The organism is Cryobacterium sp. 10S3 (assembly GCF_034344045.1).
GTDB classification, from domain to species: Bacteria; Actinomycetota; Actinomycetes; order Actinomycetales; family Microbacteriaceae; genus Cryobacterium; species Cryobacterium glucosi.
Genome location: NZ_CP133773.1, coordinates 4,130,317 through 4,147,833, shown reverse-complemented (window position 1 = coordinate 4,147,833; position 17,517 = coordinate 4,130,317). Strand labels below are relative to the sequence as shown.

Genomic DNA, 17,517 nt, shown 5'->3' with positions numbered 1-17,517 from the left:
ATGGGTAGCATCACTCCTTACGAGACCGTAGCCGGCAAGCGCTATCGGGCTCGCTACCGCAAACCCGACCACTCCTCCACTGAGCGGCGCGGCTTCTCAACGAAGAAAGCTGCCGAGCTCTTCTTGGCTTCAATCGAAGTATCCAAGGCCAGAGGCGAGTTTGTGGATGCAACCGCATCTAGGTCAGTCATCGATATCCTCGGAGACGAGTGGTTGAACAATCAATCACACCTAAAACCCTCAAGCTTGCGCCCAATCGAGTCCGCTTGGAGACTGCACGTCCAGCCATTCTGGGGAAAGCGCTCGGTTGGCTCCATCCGTCACAGCGAGGTTCAAGGTTGGGTCACCGAACTATCCAAACGCAAGGGTGCAACGTTGGTGATTCGAGCATTCGGGATTCTCGCGTCGATCTTGGATGTCGCTGTGAAGGATCGCCGCATTAGTTCGAATGCCGCACGCGGGGTGAATCTTCCGAGAAAACCTCACAACAAGCATGTCTATCTTTCCCACCAGCAGGTTCAACTCCTCGCCGACAACGCTGGTCGGCATTCGACTCTGCTCCTATTCCTGTCATACACGGGTCTCCGGTGGGGCGAAGCAACAGCCCTAAGAGTTAGAAGTCTAGACACCACGAGGCGCCGTGCGAACGTCACTGAAAACGCCGTGAGCGTTGGCGGACCGATCATCGTTGGCACGCCGAAGTCGCACGAATTCCGCAGCGTTCCGTACCCTGAGTTTCTAACCGATCTGCTGGCCAAAGCATGCGCGGGAAAGGATCAAGATGAGCTTGTCTTCGGTGCCGGACTCGTCCATGTGCCGCTTCCCGACTCAAGAAGAGGTTGGCGAGTTTCGGCAGTAAGAAAGGCCCAAGCCATTGACGCGACACTTCAGCGAGTCACCGTCCATGATTTGCGCCATACAGCCGCCAGCCTGGCGATCTCCGCCGGCGCAAACGTGAAAGCCGTCCAGAAGATGCTTGGACACGCTTCAGCCGCCATGACGCTGGACACATACGCGGATCTATTCGACGACGATCTTGACGCTGTCGGAATCGCGCTCAATCAGGCAAAGAAGGTTTCAGATGTGGGCAAACCGTGGGCAAACCCCGAATCTCTGTAATGAAAAACCCCCTGCTTCCCAGTGTTTACAAGGGATTCAGGGGGTTTGACTGTGGCGGTACCGGTGGGATTTGAACCCACGGTGGAGTCTCCCCCACACAACTTTTCGAGAGTTGCACCTTCGGCCGCTCGGACACGGTACCGAGGGAGATTGTACGTGAGAAACAGGGGTCTGCGCGAATCAAGCCGATATTCGGGGCTCGCGGGCGGCATCCGCTTCACTGGAAACCGCGACACGCGAACACAGGAAGCAGAAAGCCGGCACCCAGAAACCGGCGGTACGCTCCCCCCGTGTCTAACGTCAAACCGAACCTTCGCGCGCTCCTGGTCGCCCTCGGCGCCGTCACCACAGCTACCGGAATGACCGCTGCCGCCGTCGTTCGGGCGCGCGGATTCCGGGAATGGCGCCAAGGCAACGCCCGGGTACTCAACGAGACCCTCCCCGCGCACGCCCAGTGGTGGCGGGAGCATGGCCGGGAGCCGGGCGAGCTGCTCTACGTGGCCATCGGCGACAGCGCCGCGCAGGGGATCGGGGCAAGCGAACCGCGGCGCAGCTACGTCGGGTTGCTCGCCGATCACATCCGCCTGGCCACCGGTCGCACGGTGCGCGTCGCCAACCTGAGCGTCTCGGGAGCGACCGTCGAGCTTGCCGTTCGCGACCAGCTGCCGCTCCTCTCGGAACTCTCCCCCGACATCGTCACGGTCGCGATCGGTGCGAACAACGTGGCGGTGTGGGATGCTGCGGTGTTCGAATCAGGGATCCGCGCGATCTTCGCTGCGTTACCACCACACGCCCTCGTGGCCGACCTGCCGTGCTTCCACCTGCCGCACAACGAACGGATCGTGGCCGTCGGGAACCGGATACTGCGGACGGTCGCCACCGAGTACGGGCTCACCGTTGTGCCCCTGCACGCGACGACGAAGCGGCCGGGGCTGCGCAGCGTCGCCACCCACGTGGCCAACGACCTGTTCCACCCGAACGACCGCGGCTACCGGGTCTGGGCCGAAGCATTCCTCCCGGCGTTGAGCGAGGACATCGCTCTGCTCGTTCCCGAGGACGCCGAGGAGTTCGCCGACCTGCGCGAGGGGTAGGCGCGCCCGACCGGCCGGGTGGGCGCGCGGACTTCGGCCAGGGCGTGCGCTCGAGCTTCAACCGGCGTGGGCACGCGGCCGATTGCCCGGGTGTCGGTGGCCGAAGCTAGGCTCGCAAGCATGGCCAGACCCGTTTCCTCCTTCCGCTGCACCGAGTGTGGCTGGACCACCCTGAAGTGGGCCGGGCGCTGCGGCGAGTGCCAGCAGTGGGGCACCGTGGTCGACATGACGGAGAAGGCGAGCCTCACCCGCGCCGTCAAGCCTGTCGCCGTGATCGGGTCCGGCATTGCGCGTCCGATCACACACGTGGACACCACCGCGGTCTCGCACTGGCCGACCGGCATCGGCGAGTTCGACCGGGTGCTCGGCGGCGGCATCGTTCCCGGTTCGGTCATCCTGCTGAGCGGCGAGCCCGGCGTGGGTAAGTCAACGCTGCTGCTCGAGGTCGCCTCGAAGGCAGCGGCAGCCAAGTCCCGGGTGCTCTACGTGAGCGCCGAGGAATCGGTGAGCCAGGTGCGCCTGCGCGCCGAGCGCACCGGGGCCTTGCAGCGCGAGCTGTTCATCGCCGCCGAAACCGACCTCGCGACCATCCTCGGCCAGATCGACGCGGTGCAGCCGAGCCTCGTCATCATCGACTCCGTGCAGACCGTCGCGAGCGGTCTCTCCGACGGGCTTCCCGGCCAGCCGAGCCAGGTGCGCGAGGTCGCATCCACTCTCATCCGGGTCGCCAAGGACCGCAACCTGCCGATCCTCCTGGTCGGGCACGTCACCAAGGACGGGTCGATCGCCGGCCCCCGCCTGCTCGAGCACCTCGTGGACGTCGTCTGCCAGTTCGAGGGCGATCGGCAGACCGCGTTGCGCTTCGTGCGAGCGCTCAAGAACCGTTTCGGGCCGACCGACGAGGTCGGCTGCTTCGAGATGACCGGCGAGGGCATCTCCGAGGTCCCCGATCCGAGCGGCCTGTTCCTCACCCGCGGCGGCGTCCTGGTGCCCGGCACCTGCGTCACGGTCGCCCTCGAGGGACGGAGGGCGATGCCGGTCGAGGTGCAGGCACTCGTCATGCCGAGCTCGGCCCCTAACCCGCGCCGGGTGACCAACGGCGTGGACTCATCGCGTGTCGCCATGATCATCGCCGTGCTCGAGCAGAGGGCTGAGGTGAAGGGCCTCGGGGCGTCGGATGTCTACGTGTCGACCGTAGGCGGCATCCGTCTGACCGAACCCGGCGCCGATCTCGCCATCGCGCTCGCGATCGCCTCCGCGTCGCGGAACAAGCCGATCGGGCATGACGTCGTGGCGTTCGGCGAGATCAGCCTCGCCGGCGAGGTGCGGCCGGTGTCGTCGGCCAAACAGCGTGCGAGTGAGGCGGCTCGGCTCGGGTTCGTGACCCGGATCGACTCCGGTGCCGGGCGGCTCGACTCTGCGATCATCCTCGCGCTGCGGGAGCCTGTCTCGGCACGGGACGCGGAGCTCGACGCGGCGTTCCGGTAGGCACGGGCGCCGGGCGGGCTAGCGCGACACCGAGGCCTGAACGGTTGCGGTGTGCACGACCCGGTTGCGGCCGTCGCGTTTGGCGACGTACAGCCGCACGTCCGCGGCTCGGAGGAGGTCGGAAGCCTGGACGCCGTCCTCGGGGGCGAGAGCAACCCCGATGCTCGCGGTGACGGGCAGCCCGGCGGTGATCGGGGTCCAGTCGTAGTCGGAGATGTCGCTGCGGGCCTCCTCGAAGCGTTCCCGGGCCTCTGCCGCGTCAGCGCCGGGCAGGATCAGCAGGAATTCCTCTCCGCCGAGGCGGGCGGCGATCCCGCCGGCGACCCGGTTGGCTGCGCGCTTCAGGATCTCGCCGAGCATGCGCAACACCTCGTCGCCGACCGCGTGGGACAGGGCGTCGTTGATGCGCTTGAAGTGGTCGATGTCGATCATCGCGATGGCGAAGCACGGCCCGCCCTCGCCGGACCGGATCGCCGCGACGCTCAGGTGTTCGTCCACGAAGCGGCGATTGTGCAGGCTCGTGAGCGGGTCGCGCTCGGCGAGTTCCCGGTAGCGTTCGCTCTCGCGCCGCGATTCCGCGGTCTGGAACATGGCCTCGAGGATCCGCCCGCGGGATTCGTTCTCGCTCGCGCCGAGCGCGACCGACTGGGCGTGATAGCTCCGGTAGGCCTCGAAGGCCCGGCGGTAGTCGAGGTTCGCGGCGTAGGCCTCGGCCTGTTCGCGGGCGACTTCGGTGAGCCAGCGGACGAGGCCGTGACCGGCGGCGAGGGTGGCGCACTGGTCGATCACCCGCTGCGCCGCGTCGAGCCGTCCCTGGATCCGGTAAACCTCGGCGAGGGTGACCAGTGCTGCCGAGACCGCATCGGGGTTGGGGTCGTCGTTCGCGGTTTCGATGGCCGGAAGCAGCATCCGCTCGGCTTCGTCGAGCCGCCCCGCGGTCAGGTAGACCCTGGCGATCGTGTCGCGCGCGTACATGCCGATCGGGCGGGAGTTCGCCGTGGACAGTGCGAGCAGCTGCTCGACGGTCTCGAGCGCGGCCACGTGGTTGTGGGCGAGATACTCGGTGTACGCGAGGTTGTTCAGGATCATGTAGCGGATGTTGGTGTCGGTGTCGTCGATGACGAGCCGCAGGGCCTCGTTGTAGCGGCGCCGCGACTCGTCGAAGGATCCGGCCGATCCAAGGGCGTCGGCCAGGCAGAGTCGGGCTGCGGCCCGCATCAGCGGCACCTCGCTCTCGTCGATCAGATCGTTGACGAGAACGGCGTGCTCGAGGGCGAGGGCGGGGTCACCGACCATCTCGAACACCGAGCCGAGCACGTCGTGACAGCGGGACTGCAGGGCGACTTCGCCGTGCCGCTCGGCCCAGGCAAGGATCTGTTGCACCTCGGCCGCGCTGCGGCTCGGATCTCCGCGGGTGCGGCTGATGTTGGCCAGGAGCACGCGGAGGCGCCGCGCGACGGCTCCCCTGCCGAGGCCGGTCTCGACGCTGCTGTAGTCGACGAACTCACCGTTCGCGCCATCGATGTCGACGACGCGCAGCTCGATCAGCCAGTCCCTGGCGGCCTGGTTGGCCTCGTCGCGGTCGATCCAGAAGAGGCGCTCGACGCGCGCGAGTCTCGCCTCGATCGATTCATTCGGCGGTGCGTTCATCGTGGCCTGCTCCCCGACAGGCGTGTGTTCCCGGCCTTCAATCTCCCCACCGGGAACCCTCTCCGAGAGAGGGAGGAACACTGTCGAGGCTCAGCCTAGCGCCCAGCCCGGACACCGGCGAATGGACGCCGCAGGATGCCGCCGATGGGGGGTGCCGACTCAGGCGTCGTCGCTGGAATCGGTTTCCGGGAGGGTGCCGAGCGCCGCCATCAGGTCGTCAGGGGCCGCCTGCATCACGTGCGGGCCGGCGATGTCGAAGAAGACCATCTCAAGCACGTTCCGATGCACGGTGAGGAAGTCGCGCAGCCACTGGGCGTCGCCGACCATGACCTGGGGGTCCACTTCATCGGGCACCATGCGGACGTAATTCTCGGCGGAGGAGAAGAGCAGCAGCATCCGCTTGTCGGTGCCTTCGCGGCCGAAGACGCGAACCTGCTCGCCCTGCCCGTTGACGACGAGCTGCGGCACGATCACGACGTCGTTGCGGAGGGCGTATGCGACGGCTGCTACGTCCTGGGCGGCGAGGGCGGTAGCAAGGGCCACGGAGCGGGTCGGTGGGGTCGGCGGCGTCATGTCAGTCGGGTCAGTCACGCCACCCATTCAATCATTCCGTCCGCACCGGCTGGGCACCGGAGCGGACTATTCCGCTCTGGGCTGACGTGCGGTACGGGCAATCGTTCAGTCGAGGATGAACTGCTTGGGTGTCGCCGATGCGATGCCGTCGACGGAGACGGCGAGATGATAGGAGGCTCCCCCGGCCGGCGCGGCGGTGCGGGTGGACTCGTCGCAGGTGGCGGCGTTGGAGCGGACCCGGTCCCAGGCGATCGGTGTTGTCGAGCTCACCGGAACGCCCGGTTGCAGGGTGACGTCGGCGTCGGCGGCCGCACTCTGGCAGTCCGTCGAGGTCCAGTAGATGTCCTGGCCGCTCGAGATCGTGAAGACCTGTTTCGAGGTGCCGGCGTTGATCACGCAGGGGACGGTGCCCGTGTTCGTGATGCTGAGGGAGAGTTCGGGCTTCTGGCCGGGCTGGTACGTGACGGCGTCGGTCAGCGCTTCGACGGTGACGGCGGCCGGGTCGCAGGCGGCGGGGGCGGCGTCCGCAGCAGCGGCGGCGGGAGCGGGGGCGTCAGCGCCGGCGGTCGTGGTCGGCGTGGGGGTCGGGGCCGGCTGGCCACCGCCGGATCCCGGGCGCACCACGATCAGCACGATGATGACTATCACGAAGAGCAGGCCAAGACCCACGATGAGGCGGCGGCGCCAGTAGACCTTGCTTGACTGGGGGCCGACCGGATGTTTGATCGTCGACATGCCCCAAGGCTAACGAGCTTTGCCCGGCAGCCGCGGGAAGGCGCTGCGTGTCGGCGCGGATTCCCGGCCTCAGCCGAGCCGCTTCACCATTCTGGTGTTGCCGAGCGTGTTGGGCTTCACCCTGGCCAGGTCGAGGAATTCGGCGACGCCCTCATCGTGGGAGCGGACGAGTTCGGCGTAGACGAGCGGGTCGACGGTCTCCGAGCCCATGTCGGTGAATCCGTGCCGGGTGAAGAAGGGCACCTCGAACGTGAGGCAGAACAGTCGGGAGAGGCCGAGCTCGCGGGCATCCGCTTCGAGGCGGGCGAGCAGAGCGTGGCCGACACCGCGGCCGAGCCAGTCGGCAGTAACAGCGAGGGTGCGCACCTCGCCGAGGTCCTCCCACATCACATGCAGGGCACCGACGCCGATGAGTTCGCCTGCGGTGTCTTCGACCACGCGGAACTCCTGGACGGCCTCGTAGAAGACGACGCTTTCCTTGCCGAGCAGGATGCGCTCCTGGACGAGCGGCGCCACCAGGGTCTGGATGCGCGGGACGTCGCTCGTGCGCGCCCGGCGTACCGAATACTCCTGCTCCTGCATGCCAGCCCTCTCGCCCGTGCTCGTGTGCGTCACACCCAGTCTATTGAGCACGGGCACGCGGAAGGGGCCAGGCGGATGTCTCCGCCTGGCCCCTCCAGGTTGTCGTGCGTCGGGTGCTTAGTCCGTTGCGACCGCGAGGTCGGGCGTGCCCGACCCGGTGCCGAGCGCGGCCGAGGCGTTCACGCCGATGGACACGGGCGTGGCACGCGCCGTCGTGGTGAACACGTACTCGCCGGCGAGGAAGTCGACGTGCACGTGGTCACCCGCGTTGAGCTCGCCCTGCAGGATCTTCTCGGAGAGACGGTCCTCCACCTCGCGCTGGATCGCACGGCGCAGCGGCCGGGCGCCGAGAGCGGGGTCGAAGCCGACCTCGATCAGGTGCTCCTTCGCGGGGATCGTCAGTTCGACGGTCATGTCGCGGTCGAGCAGGCGGTCGCTGAGGCGCTTGATGAACAGGTCCACGATCTGGAGCAGTTCCGGCTTGGTCAGCTGCGGGAAGACGATGACCTCGTCGACGCGGTTGAGGAACTCGGGCTTGAAGTGCTTCTTGAGCTCCTCCTTCACCTTGCCGCTCATCCGCTCGTAGCCGGTCGTCGTGTCGCCCGAGAGCTGGAAGCCGACGGGCGAGCTGCTGATGTCCTTGGTGCCGAGGTTCGTGGTCATGATGATCACGGTGTTCTTGAAGTCGATCACGCGACCCTGGCCATCCGTCAACCGGCCCTCTTCCAGGATCTGGAGGAGGGAGTTGAAGATGTCCGGGTGGGCCTTCTCGATCTCGTCGAACAGCACAACGGAGAACGGCTTGCGACGCACCTTCTCGGTGAGCTGGCCGCCCTCTTCGAAGCCGACGAACCCGGGAGGCGCACCGAACAGGCGCGACACGGTGTGCTTCTCGCCGTACTCGCTCATGTCGAGCGAGATCATGGCGGCCTCGTCATCGAAGAGGAACTCGGCGAGCGCCTTGGCGAGCTCGGTCTTGCCGACGCCGGTGGGGCCGGCGAAGATGAACGAACCGCTCGGGCGCTTCGGGTCCTTGAGTCCGGCACGGGTGCGTCGAATGGTCTTGGCGAGCGCCGAGATGGCCTCTTCCTGGCCGATGACACGCTGGTGCAGGGCCTTCTCCATGAAGACGAGCCGCGACGACTCCTCCTCGGTGAGCTTGAACACCGGGATGCCGGTCGCCTGGGCGAGCACCTCGGCGATCAGGCCCTCGTCGACGACGGCGGTCGTCTTGACGTCGCCGGACTTCCACTTCTTCTCGAGGCGCAGTCGCTCGCCGAGGAGGTTCTTCTCCTCGTCGCGCAGGCCGGCGGCCTTCTCGAAGTCCTGGTCCTCGATCGCGGTCTCCTTCGCGGCGCGGACGACGGCGATCTTCTCGTCGAATTCGCGCAGCTCGGGCGGGCTCGACAGGATCGAGAGGCGGAGGCGCGCGCCGGCCTCGTCGATCAGGTCGATGGCCTTGTCCGGGAGGAACCGGTCGGACACGTAGCGGTCGGCGAGGTTCGCCGCGGCCACGAGGGCGCCGTCGGTGATGGACACCTTGTGGTGCGCCTCGTACCGGTCGCGCAGTCCCTTGAGGATGTTGATGGTGTGAGGAAGGGACGGCTCCGCGACCTGGATCGGCTGGAAGCGGCGCTCGAGCGCGGCATCCTTCTCGAAGTGCTTGCGGTACTCGTCGATCGTCGTCGCACCGATCGTCTGCAGCTCACCGCGGGCGAGGAGCGGCTTGAGGATCGACGCCGCGTCGATGGCGCCCTCAGCGGCACCGGCACCGACGAGGGTGTGGATCTCGTCGATGAAGATGATGATGTCGCCGCGGGTGCGGATCTCCTTGGTGACCTTCTTCAGGCGCTCCTCGAAGTCACCGCGGTAGCGGCTTCCGGCGATGAGCGAGCCGAGGTCGAGCGAGTAGAGCTGCTTGTCCTTGAGCGTCTCGGGCACATCACCCTTGACGATGGCCTGGGCGAGGCCCTCGACGACAGCGGTCTTGCCGACGCCGGGCTCCCCGATCAGGACCGGGTTGTTCTTCGATCGCCGGGACAGGATCTGCATGACCCGTTCGATCTCTTTCTCACGACCGATCACGGGGTCGAGCTTGTTCTCGCGCGCGGCCTGGGTGAGGTTACGGCCGAACTGGTCGAGAATCTGGCTGCCCGCCGGTCCGCTCGCCGTCTCGTTGGCACCGACCTGGACCTGCTCCTTGCCCTGGTAGCCGGACAGGAGCTGGATGACCTGCTGGCGCACCCGGTTGAGGTCAGCGCCGAGCTTGACGAGCACCTGGGCGGCGACGCCTTCACCCTCGCGGATGAGGCCGAGCAGGATGTGCTCGGTGCCGATGTAGTTGTGGCCGAGCTGCAGGGCCTCACGGAGGCTCAGCTCGAGCACCTTCTTGGCGCGCGGCGTGAACGGGATGTGCCCGGTCGGCTGCTGCTGGCCCTGGCCGATGATGTCCTGGACCTGCTCGCGCACGGCGTCGAGCGAAATGCCCAGGCTCTCGAGGGCCTTGGCGGCGACGCCTTCACCCTCGTGGATCAGCCCGAGCAGGATGTGCTCGGTGCCGATGTAGTTGTGGTTGAGCATCTTGGCCTCTTCCTGGGCCAAAACGACGACACGACGAGCTCGGTCGGTAAATCTCTCAAACATGTGATCACTCCCTTGGCACCAGGGGCAGGTGTGGCGCCGATACATCGAGAGTAACGAGGGAAGCAACCAAAGCGCGCCTCTGTTCGCCGCAGGCGTGACGGATGTCTGCGTCCGGCAATCCTTGCGGCGTCGCTTGAGTGGGTAATACCCTCATCATCGGGTCCGTGCGGCAGCCGCACCGGGTCGACGGCGGCGAGAGGCAGCATCATGGACGGCGTGGACAATCCGCAGGTCACGGCCCGGGCGAAAAACGGTCTCACGAAGAACCGGCCGCATGAGGCGGATGCCCGGAGCCGGGCGTCCCGGCCGCGCGTGACGCCGGGGGTGCGCTGGGGCCGCGTGGCGGCATCCGCTCGGCAGGACGAGCCGCTCGCGGTCGCCACGACGCTGCGATCGCCCTTCATCGCCGGATTCGTCGGGGCGCTCGGGGTGCTCTCTGCCGTGGTGCTCGGGGTCGCGCTTGCGTCGCTCTCGACGATCCTGATCTCGATCGGCGCCGCCCTGTTCATCGCCCTCGGCCTCGATCCCGTGGTGCGGCTGCTCGTCGGCAGGGGCCTGCGCCGCCCGCTCGCCATCGGGCTCGTGTTCGTGACCCTCACCGTCATCGCCGTGCTGCTCGTACTGCTCGTCGTTCCCGTGGTCGTGCGGCAGGTCGTGACCTTCGCCCAACTGGCGCCCGGCTACCTGGTCGGCCTGGAGCACCAGGACTGGTTCATCCTGTTGTCGGACCAGCTCGGGATCATCGACCTGCCCGCTCTCTTCGAGGGACTCATCGCCCTCGCGACCGACCCTGCGAGCTGGTTGTTCGTGGGCTCCGGCCTGGTCAAGGTCGGCGTCGGCCTCATCAACGGGATCACCGGCGGGATGATCGTGCTCATCCTGAGCCTGTACTTCCTCGCGTCGCTCGACCCGATGAAGAAGGCGTTGTACGCGCTCGTGCCACGCCCGCGCCGGCCGGGCTTCATCGACATCTCCGAGCAGATCACCGGCTCGATCGGCGGCTATGTGAACGGGATGCTGCTGCTCTCGTGCCTGAATTCGGGCCTCGGCCTCGTGGCGATGCTGATCATCGGCGTGCCGTTCGCGGGGGTGCTCGCGGTCGTGGTCTTCGCGCTCGCGCTCGTGCCGCTGATCGGCTCGGTGTTCGCCGCGGCGATCGTGGTCGCGGTCGCCCTGCTCGCCTCCCCCGCGACGGCACTCTGGATCGGCCTCTACTACCTCGTGTACCTGCAGATCGAGGCCTACGTGCTCACCCCGCGGGTGATGAACAAGGCGATCGCCGTGCCCGGCTCACTCGTGGTGATCGGGGCGATCGCCGGCGGGGCACTGCTCGGGATGCTCGGGGCGCTCATCGCGATCCCGGTCACGGCCTCGATCCTGCTGATCATCAAGACCGTCGTCGTGCCCCGGCAGGACCGCGCCCGCTGACCCTCCCGACCGACCCTGACGGTCAGCGGGCGAGGGCATGGCGGGCCGCGGCCACCATGGCCTCGACGCCGGTCTGGATCGTGGGGTCCTGTACCGGAGCGTAGAACGGCGAGTGGTTGAAGTGCACGTCCTGCATGCGGCCGGCGGCGATCGCGGCACGGAACGCGGCGGGGTCGCCGCCACCGGTGAACCAGAAGAAGGACGGGCAGCCTGCGCGGGTGCCCCAGAGGCCGAAGTCCTCGCTCGGCGCCGCCTGCGGGCCGACGCCCACCCGGCCGGCGCCGAAGCGTTCTGTGAACAGTGCAGCGAACTCGGCCGTCACGGCCGGCTCGTTGACCAGGGCCGGCACCGAGAAGGTGACCTCGATCTCCGGCGGGCGCGGCGAACCGGCCGCCTCGCACTCGCCGGTGACGATCCGGGTGATGGCGGCGAGCATCCGCTCACGCACGAGCGGTTCGTAGGTGCGCATGCTGATGCCGAGCTCGGCAGAGTCGGGGATGATGTTCTGCTTGGTGCCGGCGTGCAGGGTGCCGATCGTGAGCACGCCGAAGTCGGCGGCGGCGATCTCGCGCGACACGATCGTCTGCAGGTGCAAGACGACGGATGCCGCGAGCACGACGGGATCGACGGACTGCTCGGGGGTGGATCCGTGTGACCCCGTGCCGTGCAGCACGATGCGGATCGAATCGGCCGCGGTCATGACGCTCCCTGCCCGGTAGAGCAGCTCGCCGGCCGGCCACGGGGTGACGTGCTGGCCGAGGGTGATGTCGGGCGTTCCGAAGCGGTCGAAGAAGCCATCGTCGATCATCGCGGCGGCGCCGGCGCCGAGCTCCTCGGCGGGCTGGAACACGAGCTGGAGGGTGCCGGACCAGTCGGCGCGCTGCCCGGCGAGGATGGCGGCGGCGCCGATCAGCCAGGTGGCGTGCATGTCGTGGCCGCAGGCGTGCATGACCGGCGACTCCACGCCGTCGACGCCGACCTGGGTGATCGTGCTCGCATAGCGCAGCCCGGTGGCCTCAGCGACGGGCAGGGCGTCGATGTCGGCGCGCAGCAGCACGGTCGGCCCGGCGCCGTTGCGCAGGATACCGACAACGCCGGTACGGCCGACGCCTTCGGTCACCGCGTAGCCGAGGGAGCGTAACCGCCCGGCGAGCAGGGCAGCGGTGCGGTGCTCGGCGAAGGAGAGCTCGGGGTTCCGGTGCAGGTCCTCGTAGAGCGCGCCGAGCCCGGGGAGCAGGTCCTCGACGGCGGCAGGCGTCTCCCCCGTGCCGGGCGCTGCCGGAGGGGCCGTCGCGGGAGCGGGGGCGGGCGAAGCGTGGGCGGGCGCGGCTGGGGTCTGATCAGACATTGCGGCTCCTGGAGAGAGGCGTTTACGGACGCGACGATGACTCGACAGGTCCATCGTGACCGTTCGGGGGGTGTGGCGCCAGTGCTTCGTGCGCCGGCGCCGCAGTTGCGCCTAGGCTGCGAGCGTGAGCAACCTCGAACGTGACCCCTCCGAGCTCGTGATCGCCGGCGCCGAGGGACCCGTGGCGACCACGGCTCCCTCCGGTTCGGTGGATGCGAGCACTGGCCCCGCTGGTGCGCGAACCGCCCCCGGCCACACGGCGGATGCCGGCGGCCCGGTGCTCCTGCTGCTCCCGCGGGACGTGCCGCTCGGCGGCCCCCGCGCCATGAACGTGCGCCGCACCCTGCCACAACGCGGTCGGTCCACGATCGGGGCCTGGTGTTTCATCGACCACTACGGGCCAGACGAGATCGCACCCCCGATCGCCCTCGAAACTGCACAGGCGACCACAACCGGCACCGGCGCTCGCGAGGAGGCATCGGGAGACGTCGCGGACGGCGCCCGTCGCGGCATGGTCGTGCCGCCGCATCCGCACACCGGTCTGCAGACCGTCAGCTGGCTCTTCGAAGGGGAGATCGAGCACCGCGACAGCGCCGGCAGCCACGCGCCGGTGCTCCCCGGCGAGCTCAACCTGATGACCGCAGGGCGCGGCATCAGCCACTCCGAGGTGTCGACGCCGGAGACCCGGGTGCTGCACGGCGTTCAGCTCTGGCTCGCGCTGCCCGAGGAGCACCGGCACCAGGCGCCGCACTTCGAGCACCACGAGGTTCCGCAGACGCCCCTCGGCGGCGGGGCGACCGCGCGGGTGTTCATCGGCACGCTCGGCCCCGTCGTCTCGGCGGCCCGGGTCTACAGCCCGGTGCTCGGCGCCCAGGTCGACCTCCCTGCCGGCGCGACGCTCGACCTGGACCTCGACCCCGCGTTCGAACACGGGGTGCTCGTCGATCGCGGCCCGGTGCTCCTCGAGGGCGTCACGCTCGCGCGCAGCGAGCTGGGCTACCTCGGGGCAGGGCGCGGCGGCATCCGCCTGGAGAATCACGCCAGGCACCCGGCCAGGGTGCTGTTGCTCGGCGGCGAACCGTTCCAGGAGCAGCTCGTGATGTGGTGGAACTTCATCGGCCGCAGCCACGAGGAGATCGCCGGGTGGCGGGCCGAGTGGCAGTCCGAGGTCATCGAGGGGGCGGATGCCGTCGGTCGTTTCGGCACGGTCGCCGGCTACCCGGGGCCCGCACTCCCCGCCCCCGAGCTCCCGACGGTGCGCCTCAAGCCCCGCGCCTGAGCCGCGCCCAGCAACTCAGCTCGCGAAAGCGGGGGCGGGGGCGGGGGCTACTGGACGGCGGAGGTGAGGCGGGCGAGGTTGTCGAGGATGGTGGAGCGCAGCGGCTGCTTCATCCAGTCATCGAGGGTGAGCAACTTGCTGTCGGCCCGGTAGCCGTCCTCGACCGCGCGCAGGTCGCGCACGAAGCTGCGGCCGCGCACCATCAGGGACACCTCGAAGTTGAGGCTGAACGAGCGCATGTCCATATTGCTCGACCCGATCACCGCGACCTCGTCGTCGATCGTGAAGTGCTTGGCGTGCAGCACGTACGGGGCCTTATACATGTAGATGATCACACCGGCCCGGAGCAGTTCCTCGTAGTACGACCGCTGGGCGTGGTAGACGAGGGCCTGGTCGCCGATCTCGGAGACGAAGAGCTCGACGTGCAGCCCGCGCTGGGTCGCGGTCGTGATCGCGTACATGATCGACTCGTCGGGCACGAAGTACGGGCTCGTGATCACGATGCGTTCCTGCGCGTAGTAGAGCAGCGCGAGGAAGAGCCGCAGGTTGTTCTCGCCCTCGAACCCCGGCCCGCTCGGCACGACCTGGCAGTCCAGGGTGTGCGGCGCCGTCGTGGGCTGCACCGCCTGGATGTCGCGGGTGAGGAGCTCGTTCGTCTCGCCGTACCAGTCGGTGATGAAGATCGCGTTGAGCCCGGCGACGATCGGGCCCTCGAGCCGGGTCATCAGGTCTTTCCACTTGAGCCCGCGCCGGATGTTCGACTTCATGTTGTAGGTGCGGTCGATGATGTTCTGCGAGCCCATGTAGCCGACGACGCCGTCGACGGTCACGAGCTTGCGATGGTTGCGGAGGTCCGGCCGTTGCCACTTGCCCTTGAACGGCTGCAACGGGAGCATGAGCTCCCACTTGACCCCGGATTCGGTGAGCCGGCGGAGGGTCTTGCGGTAGCCGGGCTTACGCATCGACTGGATGTGGTCCATCAGCACCCGCACGGTCACGCCGCGCTGCACCGCGCGCTCCATCGCGTCGAAGAACGGTGCGGTGGTCTTGTCGAGGGAGAGGATGTAGAACTCGACGTGCACCCATCTCTCGGCCTTGTCGATGTCGACGATCATCTCAGCGAAGGTCGCCTCGTAGTCGCCGAGCAGGCGCGCGGTGTTGCCGCCGACGAGCGGCATCGCCCCGAGGTTGCGGTTGAGCTCGACCACGGATTCGAGCCAGCCGGGCCACGGGTGGTCGCGACGCACCTGCTCGATCCCGTCGGTGCTCTCGAGGATGAACTGGTTGATCTCCTCCTGCATCTCCAGCCGCTTCTTCGGCAGGGTGCGGTAGCCGATCATCAGGAAGAGGAGGGCACCGATGTAGGGAATGAAGAAGATCGCGAGCAACCAGGCCATACCCGACGTCGGGCGACGGTTGCGGGGTACGACGATGATGGCGACGACGCGGATGGTGAAATCGACGACCAAGGCCACAATGAGGATGAAGGTCGAGATGTCGATGCCGAACATGCGAGGTTAGGTGACGGGCTTTTCGAGCCCGAGCTTCGCGCGCTCTTCGGCCTCGATCTCCGAATACACCTTCCGCTCGGTGCGGTCGGCCCTGAGGATCGAGCGCATGATGACCCAGAAGATCAATCCGAGCGCGACCGTCGGCAGGATCGAGAAGAACGCACCCCAGAAGAAGTCCATAGTTCCCTCAGACTACTTGACGAGGATGCCGTAGAGGCCGGTGCCGACAAAGTAGATCCCGATCGCGGCGACGATCACCCACAGCACGATGCGGTTGGTCGTGATCGGCTGGCGCTCCTTGGGCGCTTTGGGCTCGGAGGCCGAGTCCGTCGGAGCCTTGTCGATGGCATCCGCTGCCTGGGAAGGCTCGTCCGGGGTGGTGTCGTCCTGCGGCTGGGTGTTCATGGCCTTCACTTTACCAACGGGAAGAGGATGGTCTCGCGGATGCCGAGGCCGGAGAGGGCCATCAGCAGCCGGTCGATGCCCATGCCCATGCCACCGGTCGGCGGCATGCCGTACTCGAGGGCGCGCAGGAACTCTTCGTCGAGGCGCATCGCCTCCGGGTCGCCGCCGGCCGCGAGGCGGGCCTGCTCGACGAAACGCTCCCGCTGGATGACCGGGTCGACGAGCTCGGAGTACCCGGTCGCGAGTTCGAAGCCGCGCACGTAGAGGTCCCACTTCTCGACGACGCCGGCCACCGATCGGTGCCCGCGCACGAGCGGGCTCGTGTCGACGGGGAAGTCCATCACGAAGGTGGGCCGGGTGAGGCCGCCCTTGACGAAGTGCTCCCAGAGTTCCTCGACGTACTTGCCGTGGATGGGGTGCTCGACCGCGACGTCCTCCCTGGCCGCGAGCTCCTGCAGCTCGGCGAGGGGGGTCTCCGGGGAGATCGTGCGGCCGACCGCGGCGGACAGGCTGTCGTACATGCCGATCCGGTCCCAGTCGCCGCCGAGGTCGAACTCGGTGCCGTCCGCCCAGGTCACGACGTGCGAGCCCGAGACCGCCGTCGCCGCGTTCTGGATCAGCGTCTGGGTGAGGTCGGCGATCGAGTTGTAGTCTCCGTATGCCTCGTAGGCCTCGAGCATCGCGAATTCGGGAGAGTGCGTCGAGTCTGCACCCTCGTTGCGGAAGTTGCGGTTGATCTCGTAGACCCGGTCGATGCCGCCGACGACCGCGCGCTTGAGGAACAGCTCCGGCGCGATGCGCAGGAAGAGTTCGGTGTCGAAGGCGTTGCTGTGGGTCGAGAACGGGCGAGCGGATGCTCCGCCGTGCATCACCTGGAGCATCGGCGTCTCGATCTCCAGGAAGTTCCGGTCCGTGAAGGTCTTCCGCAGGCTCGCGACGGTCTGCGAGCGCTGGATGACGCTGCGGCGGGCCTGCTCGCGACTGATCAGGTCGAGGTAGCGGCTCCGCACCCGGGTCTCCTCGCTCAGCTCGGAGTGCAGGTTCGGCAGCGGCAGCAAGGCCTTCGCGGCGACCTGCCATTCGGTGACCATGATGGAGAGCTCGCCACGGCGGGAGGAGATGACCTCTCCGGCGACGAAGAGGTGGTCGCCGAGGTCGACGAGGTCCTTCCAGGCGGCGAGGGAGTCGACGCCGACGGCGGCGAGGGAGACCATGGCCTGGATCCGGCTGCCGTCGCCGGCCTGGAGACTCGCGAAGCACAGCTTGCCGGTGTTGCGGAGGAACACCACGCGGCCGGCGACGCCGACGGTGACGCCCGTGACGGCATCCGCTTCGAGGTCGCCGAAGCGGGCACGAACGGCGGGGATCGTGTCGGTGACGGGAACGCCGACCGGGTATGCCCCACCGCCGGGCGTGGTTGCCGCCTGGATGAGGCGGTCGCGCTTGGCGAGGCGCACGAGCTTCTGCTCGCTGTTCTCCTGCTCGACCCTGACCTGCTCGGCCTGCTCGGCCTGCACCGCCTGCTCGGCGGTCGGCTCGGTCGGCTCGGTCGTTTCGGTGTGCTGGCTCATGCGGATCTCCGTTGGCGATTCAGGTTCGTGCAGGTGCGAGGTCGTGCTCGTGCGGTCGTGCGCGTCGTGCGGTCATGCGGGTCGTGCGGATGCT

At 67.9% G+C, this 17,517-nt stretch carries 15 protein-coding genes and 1 tRNA gene; 5 read left to right on the top strand and 11 right to left on the bottom strand.

The window, feature by feature from the left end; translation table 11 throughout:
• Positions 1–1,119 (top strand): tyrosine-type recombinase/integrase, encoded by a 1,119-nt coding sequence (locus RHM57_RS19155; protein ID WP_134559193.1) that lies wholly within the window; start codon positions 1–3, stop codon positions 1,117–1,119.
• Positions 1,120–1,171: 52 nt separating this feature from the next.
• Here RHM57_RS19155 and RHM57_RS19150 read toward each other — a convergent pair.
• Positions 1,172–1,261 (bottom strand) — tRNA-Ser (locus tag RHM57_RS19150).
• 148 nt (positions 1,262–1,409) lie between these two features.
• On the opposite strand from RHM57_RS19150, the gene RHM57_RS19145 reads away from it, so the two are divergent.
• Both RHM57_RS19145 and radA read left to right on the top strand, forming a co-directional pair.
• Positions 1,410–2,210 (top strand): SGNH/GDSL hydrolase family protein, encoded by an 801-nt coding sequence (locus RHM57_RS19145; RefSeq protein WP_241984969.1) that lies wholly within the window; start codon positions 1,410–1,412, stop codon positions 2,208–2,210.
• A 120-nt stretch (positions 2,211–2,330) separates the two neighbouring features.
• The gene (gene radA / locus RHM57_RS19140) at positions 2,331–3,698 is read left to right on the top strand and encodes a DNA repair protein RadA (RefSeq protein WP_134446306.1); all 1,368 of its coding nucleotides are present in this window, start codon (positions 2,331–2,333) and stop codon (positions 3,696–3,698) included.
• A gap of 18 nt (positions 3,699–3,716) precedes the next feature.
• Here radA and RHM57_RS19135 read toward each other — a convergent pair whose 3' ends face one another.
• The 5 genes from RHM57_RS19135 to RHM57_RS19115 form a co-directional block, all read right to left on the bottom strand.
• Entirely contained in the window at positions 3,717–5,348 is a 1,632-nt protein-coding gene (locus tag RHM57_RS19135) for a sensor domain-containing diguanylate cyclase (RefSeq protein WP_134561764.1), read from the bottom strand.
• 159 nt (positions 5,349–5,507) lie between these two features.
• The gene (locus RHM57_RS19130; protein WP_322136741.1) at positions 5,508–5,939 is read right to left on the bottom strand and encodes a dehydrogenase; all 432 of its coding nucleotides are present in this window, start codon (positions 5,937–5,939) and stop codon (positions 5,508–5,510) included.
• Between the two features lie 87 nt (positions 5,940–6,026).
• Positions 6,027–6,656, bottom strand: a complete 630-nt coding sequence (locus RHM57_RS19125; protein ID WP_134446304.1) for a hypothetical protein — start codon at positions 6,654–6,656, stop codon at positions 6,027–6,029.
• Between the two features lie 69 nt (positions 6,657–6,725).
• Positions 6,726–7,238, bottom strand: a complete 513-nt coding sequence (locus tag RHM57_RS19120) for an amino-acid N-acetyltransferase (RefSeq protein WP_134446389.1) — start codon at positions 7,236–7,238, stop codon at positions 6,726–6,728.
• 117 nt (positions 7,239–7,355) lie between these two features.
• On the bottom strand, positions 7,356–9,881 hold the full coding sequence (locus RHM57_RS19115; RefSeq protein ID WP_134446303.1) for an ATP-dependent Clp protease ATP-binding subunit: 2,526 nt from the start codon (positions 9,879–9,881) through the stop codon (positions 7,356–7,358).
• 207 nt (positions 9,882–10,088) lie between these two features.
• Here RHM57_RS19115 and RHM57_RS19110 point away from each other — a divergent pair, with 207 nt between their 5' ends.
• Positions 10,089–11,309: an AI-2E family transporter gene (locus RHM57_RS19110; RefSeq protein ID WP_134446302.1), complete on the top strand. Its 1,221-nt coding sequence runs from the start codon at positions 10,089–10,091 to the stop codon at positions 11,307–11,309.
• A gap of 22 nt (positions 11,310–11,331) precedes the next feature.
• On the opposite strand, the gene RHM57_RS19105 is transcribed toward RHM57_RS19110, so the two are convergent.
• The gene (locus tag RHM57_RS19105) at positions 11,332–12,657 is read right to left on the bottom strand and encodes an amidohydrolase (RefSeq protein ID WP_322189215.1); all 1,326 of its coding nucleotides are present in this window, start codon (positions 12,655–12,657) and stop codon (positions 11,332–11,334) included.
• 124 nt (positions 12,658–12,781) lie between these two features.
• On the opposite strand from RHM57_RS19105, the gene RHM57_RS19100 reads away from it, so the two are divergent.
• Positions 12,782–13,936, top strand: a complete 1,155-nt coding sequence (locus tag RHM57_RS19100; RefSeq protein WP_416173097.1) for a pirin family protein — start codon at positions 12,782–12,784, stop codon at positions 13,934–13,936.
• A 47-nt stretch (positions 13,937–13,983) separates the two neighbouring features.
• Here RHM57_RS19100 and cls read toward each other — a convergent pair whose 3' ends face one another.
• From cls to lysS, 4 genes are read right to left on the bottom strand one after another with little or no spacing between them, the layout of a single operon-like run.
• On the bottom strand, positions 13,984–15,447 hold the full coding sequence (cls, locus tag RHM57_RS19095) for a cardiolipin synthase (RefSeq protein ID WP_134446300.1): 1,464 nt from the start codon (positions 15,445–15,447) through the stop codon (positions 13,984–13,986).
• A 6-nt stretch (positions 15,448–15,453) separates the two neighbouring features.
• The gene (locus RHM57_RS19090; protein ID WP_166787248.1) at positions 15,454–15,627 is read right to left on the bottom strand and encodes a hypothetical protein; all 174 of its coding nucleotides are present in this window, start codon (positions 15,625–15,627) and stop codon (positions 15,454–15,456) included.
• Between the two features lie 12 nt (positions 15,628–15,639).
• Complete coding sequence (locus RHM57_RS19085; RefSeq protein WP_134446299.1) at positions 15,640–15,852, bottom strand: hypothetical protein; 213 nt, start codon at positions 15,850–15,852, stop codon at positions 15,640–15,642.
• Positions 15,853–15,857: 5 nt separating this feature from the next.
• The gene (lysS, locus tag RHM57_RS19080; RefSeq protein ID WP_134446298.1) at positions 15,858–17,423 is read right to left on the bottom strand and encodes a lysine--tRNA ligase; all 1,566 of its coding nucleotides are present in this window, start codon (positions 17,421–17,423) and stop codon (positions 15,858–15,860) included.
• Between the last annotated feature and the right edge of the window lie 94 nt (positions 17,424–17,517).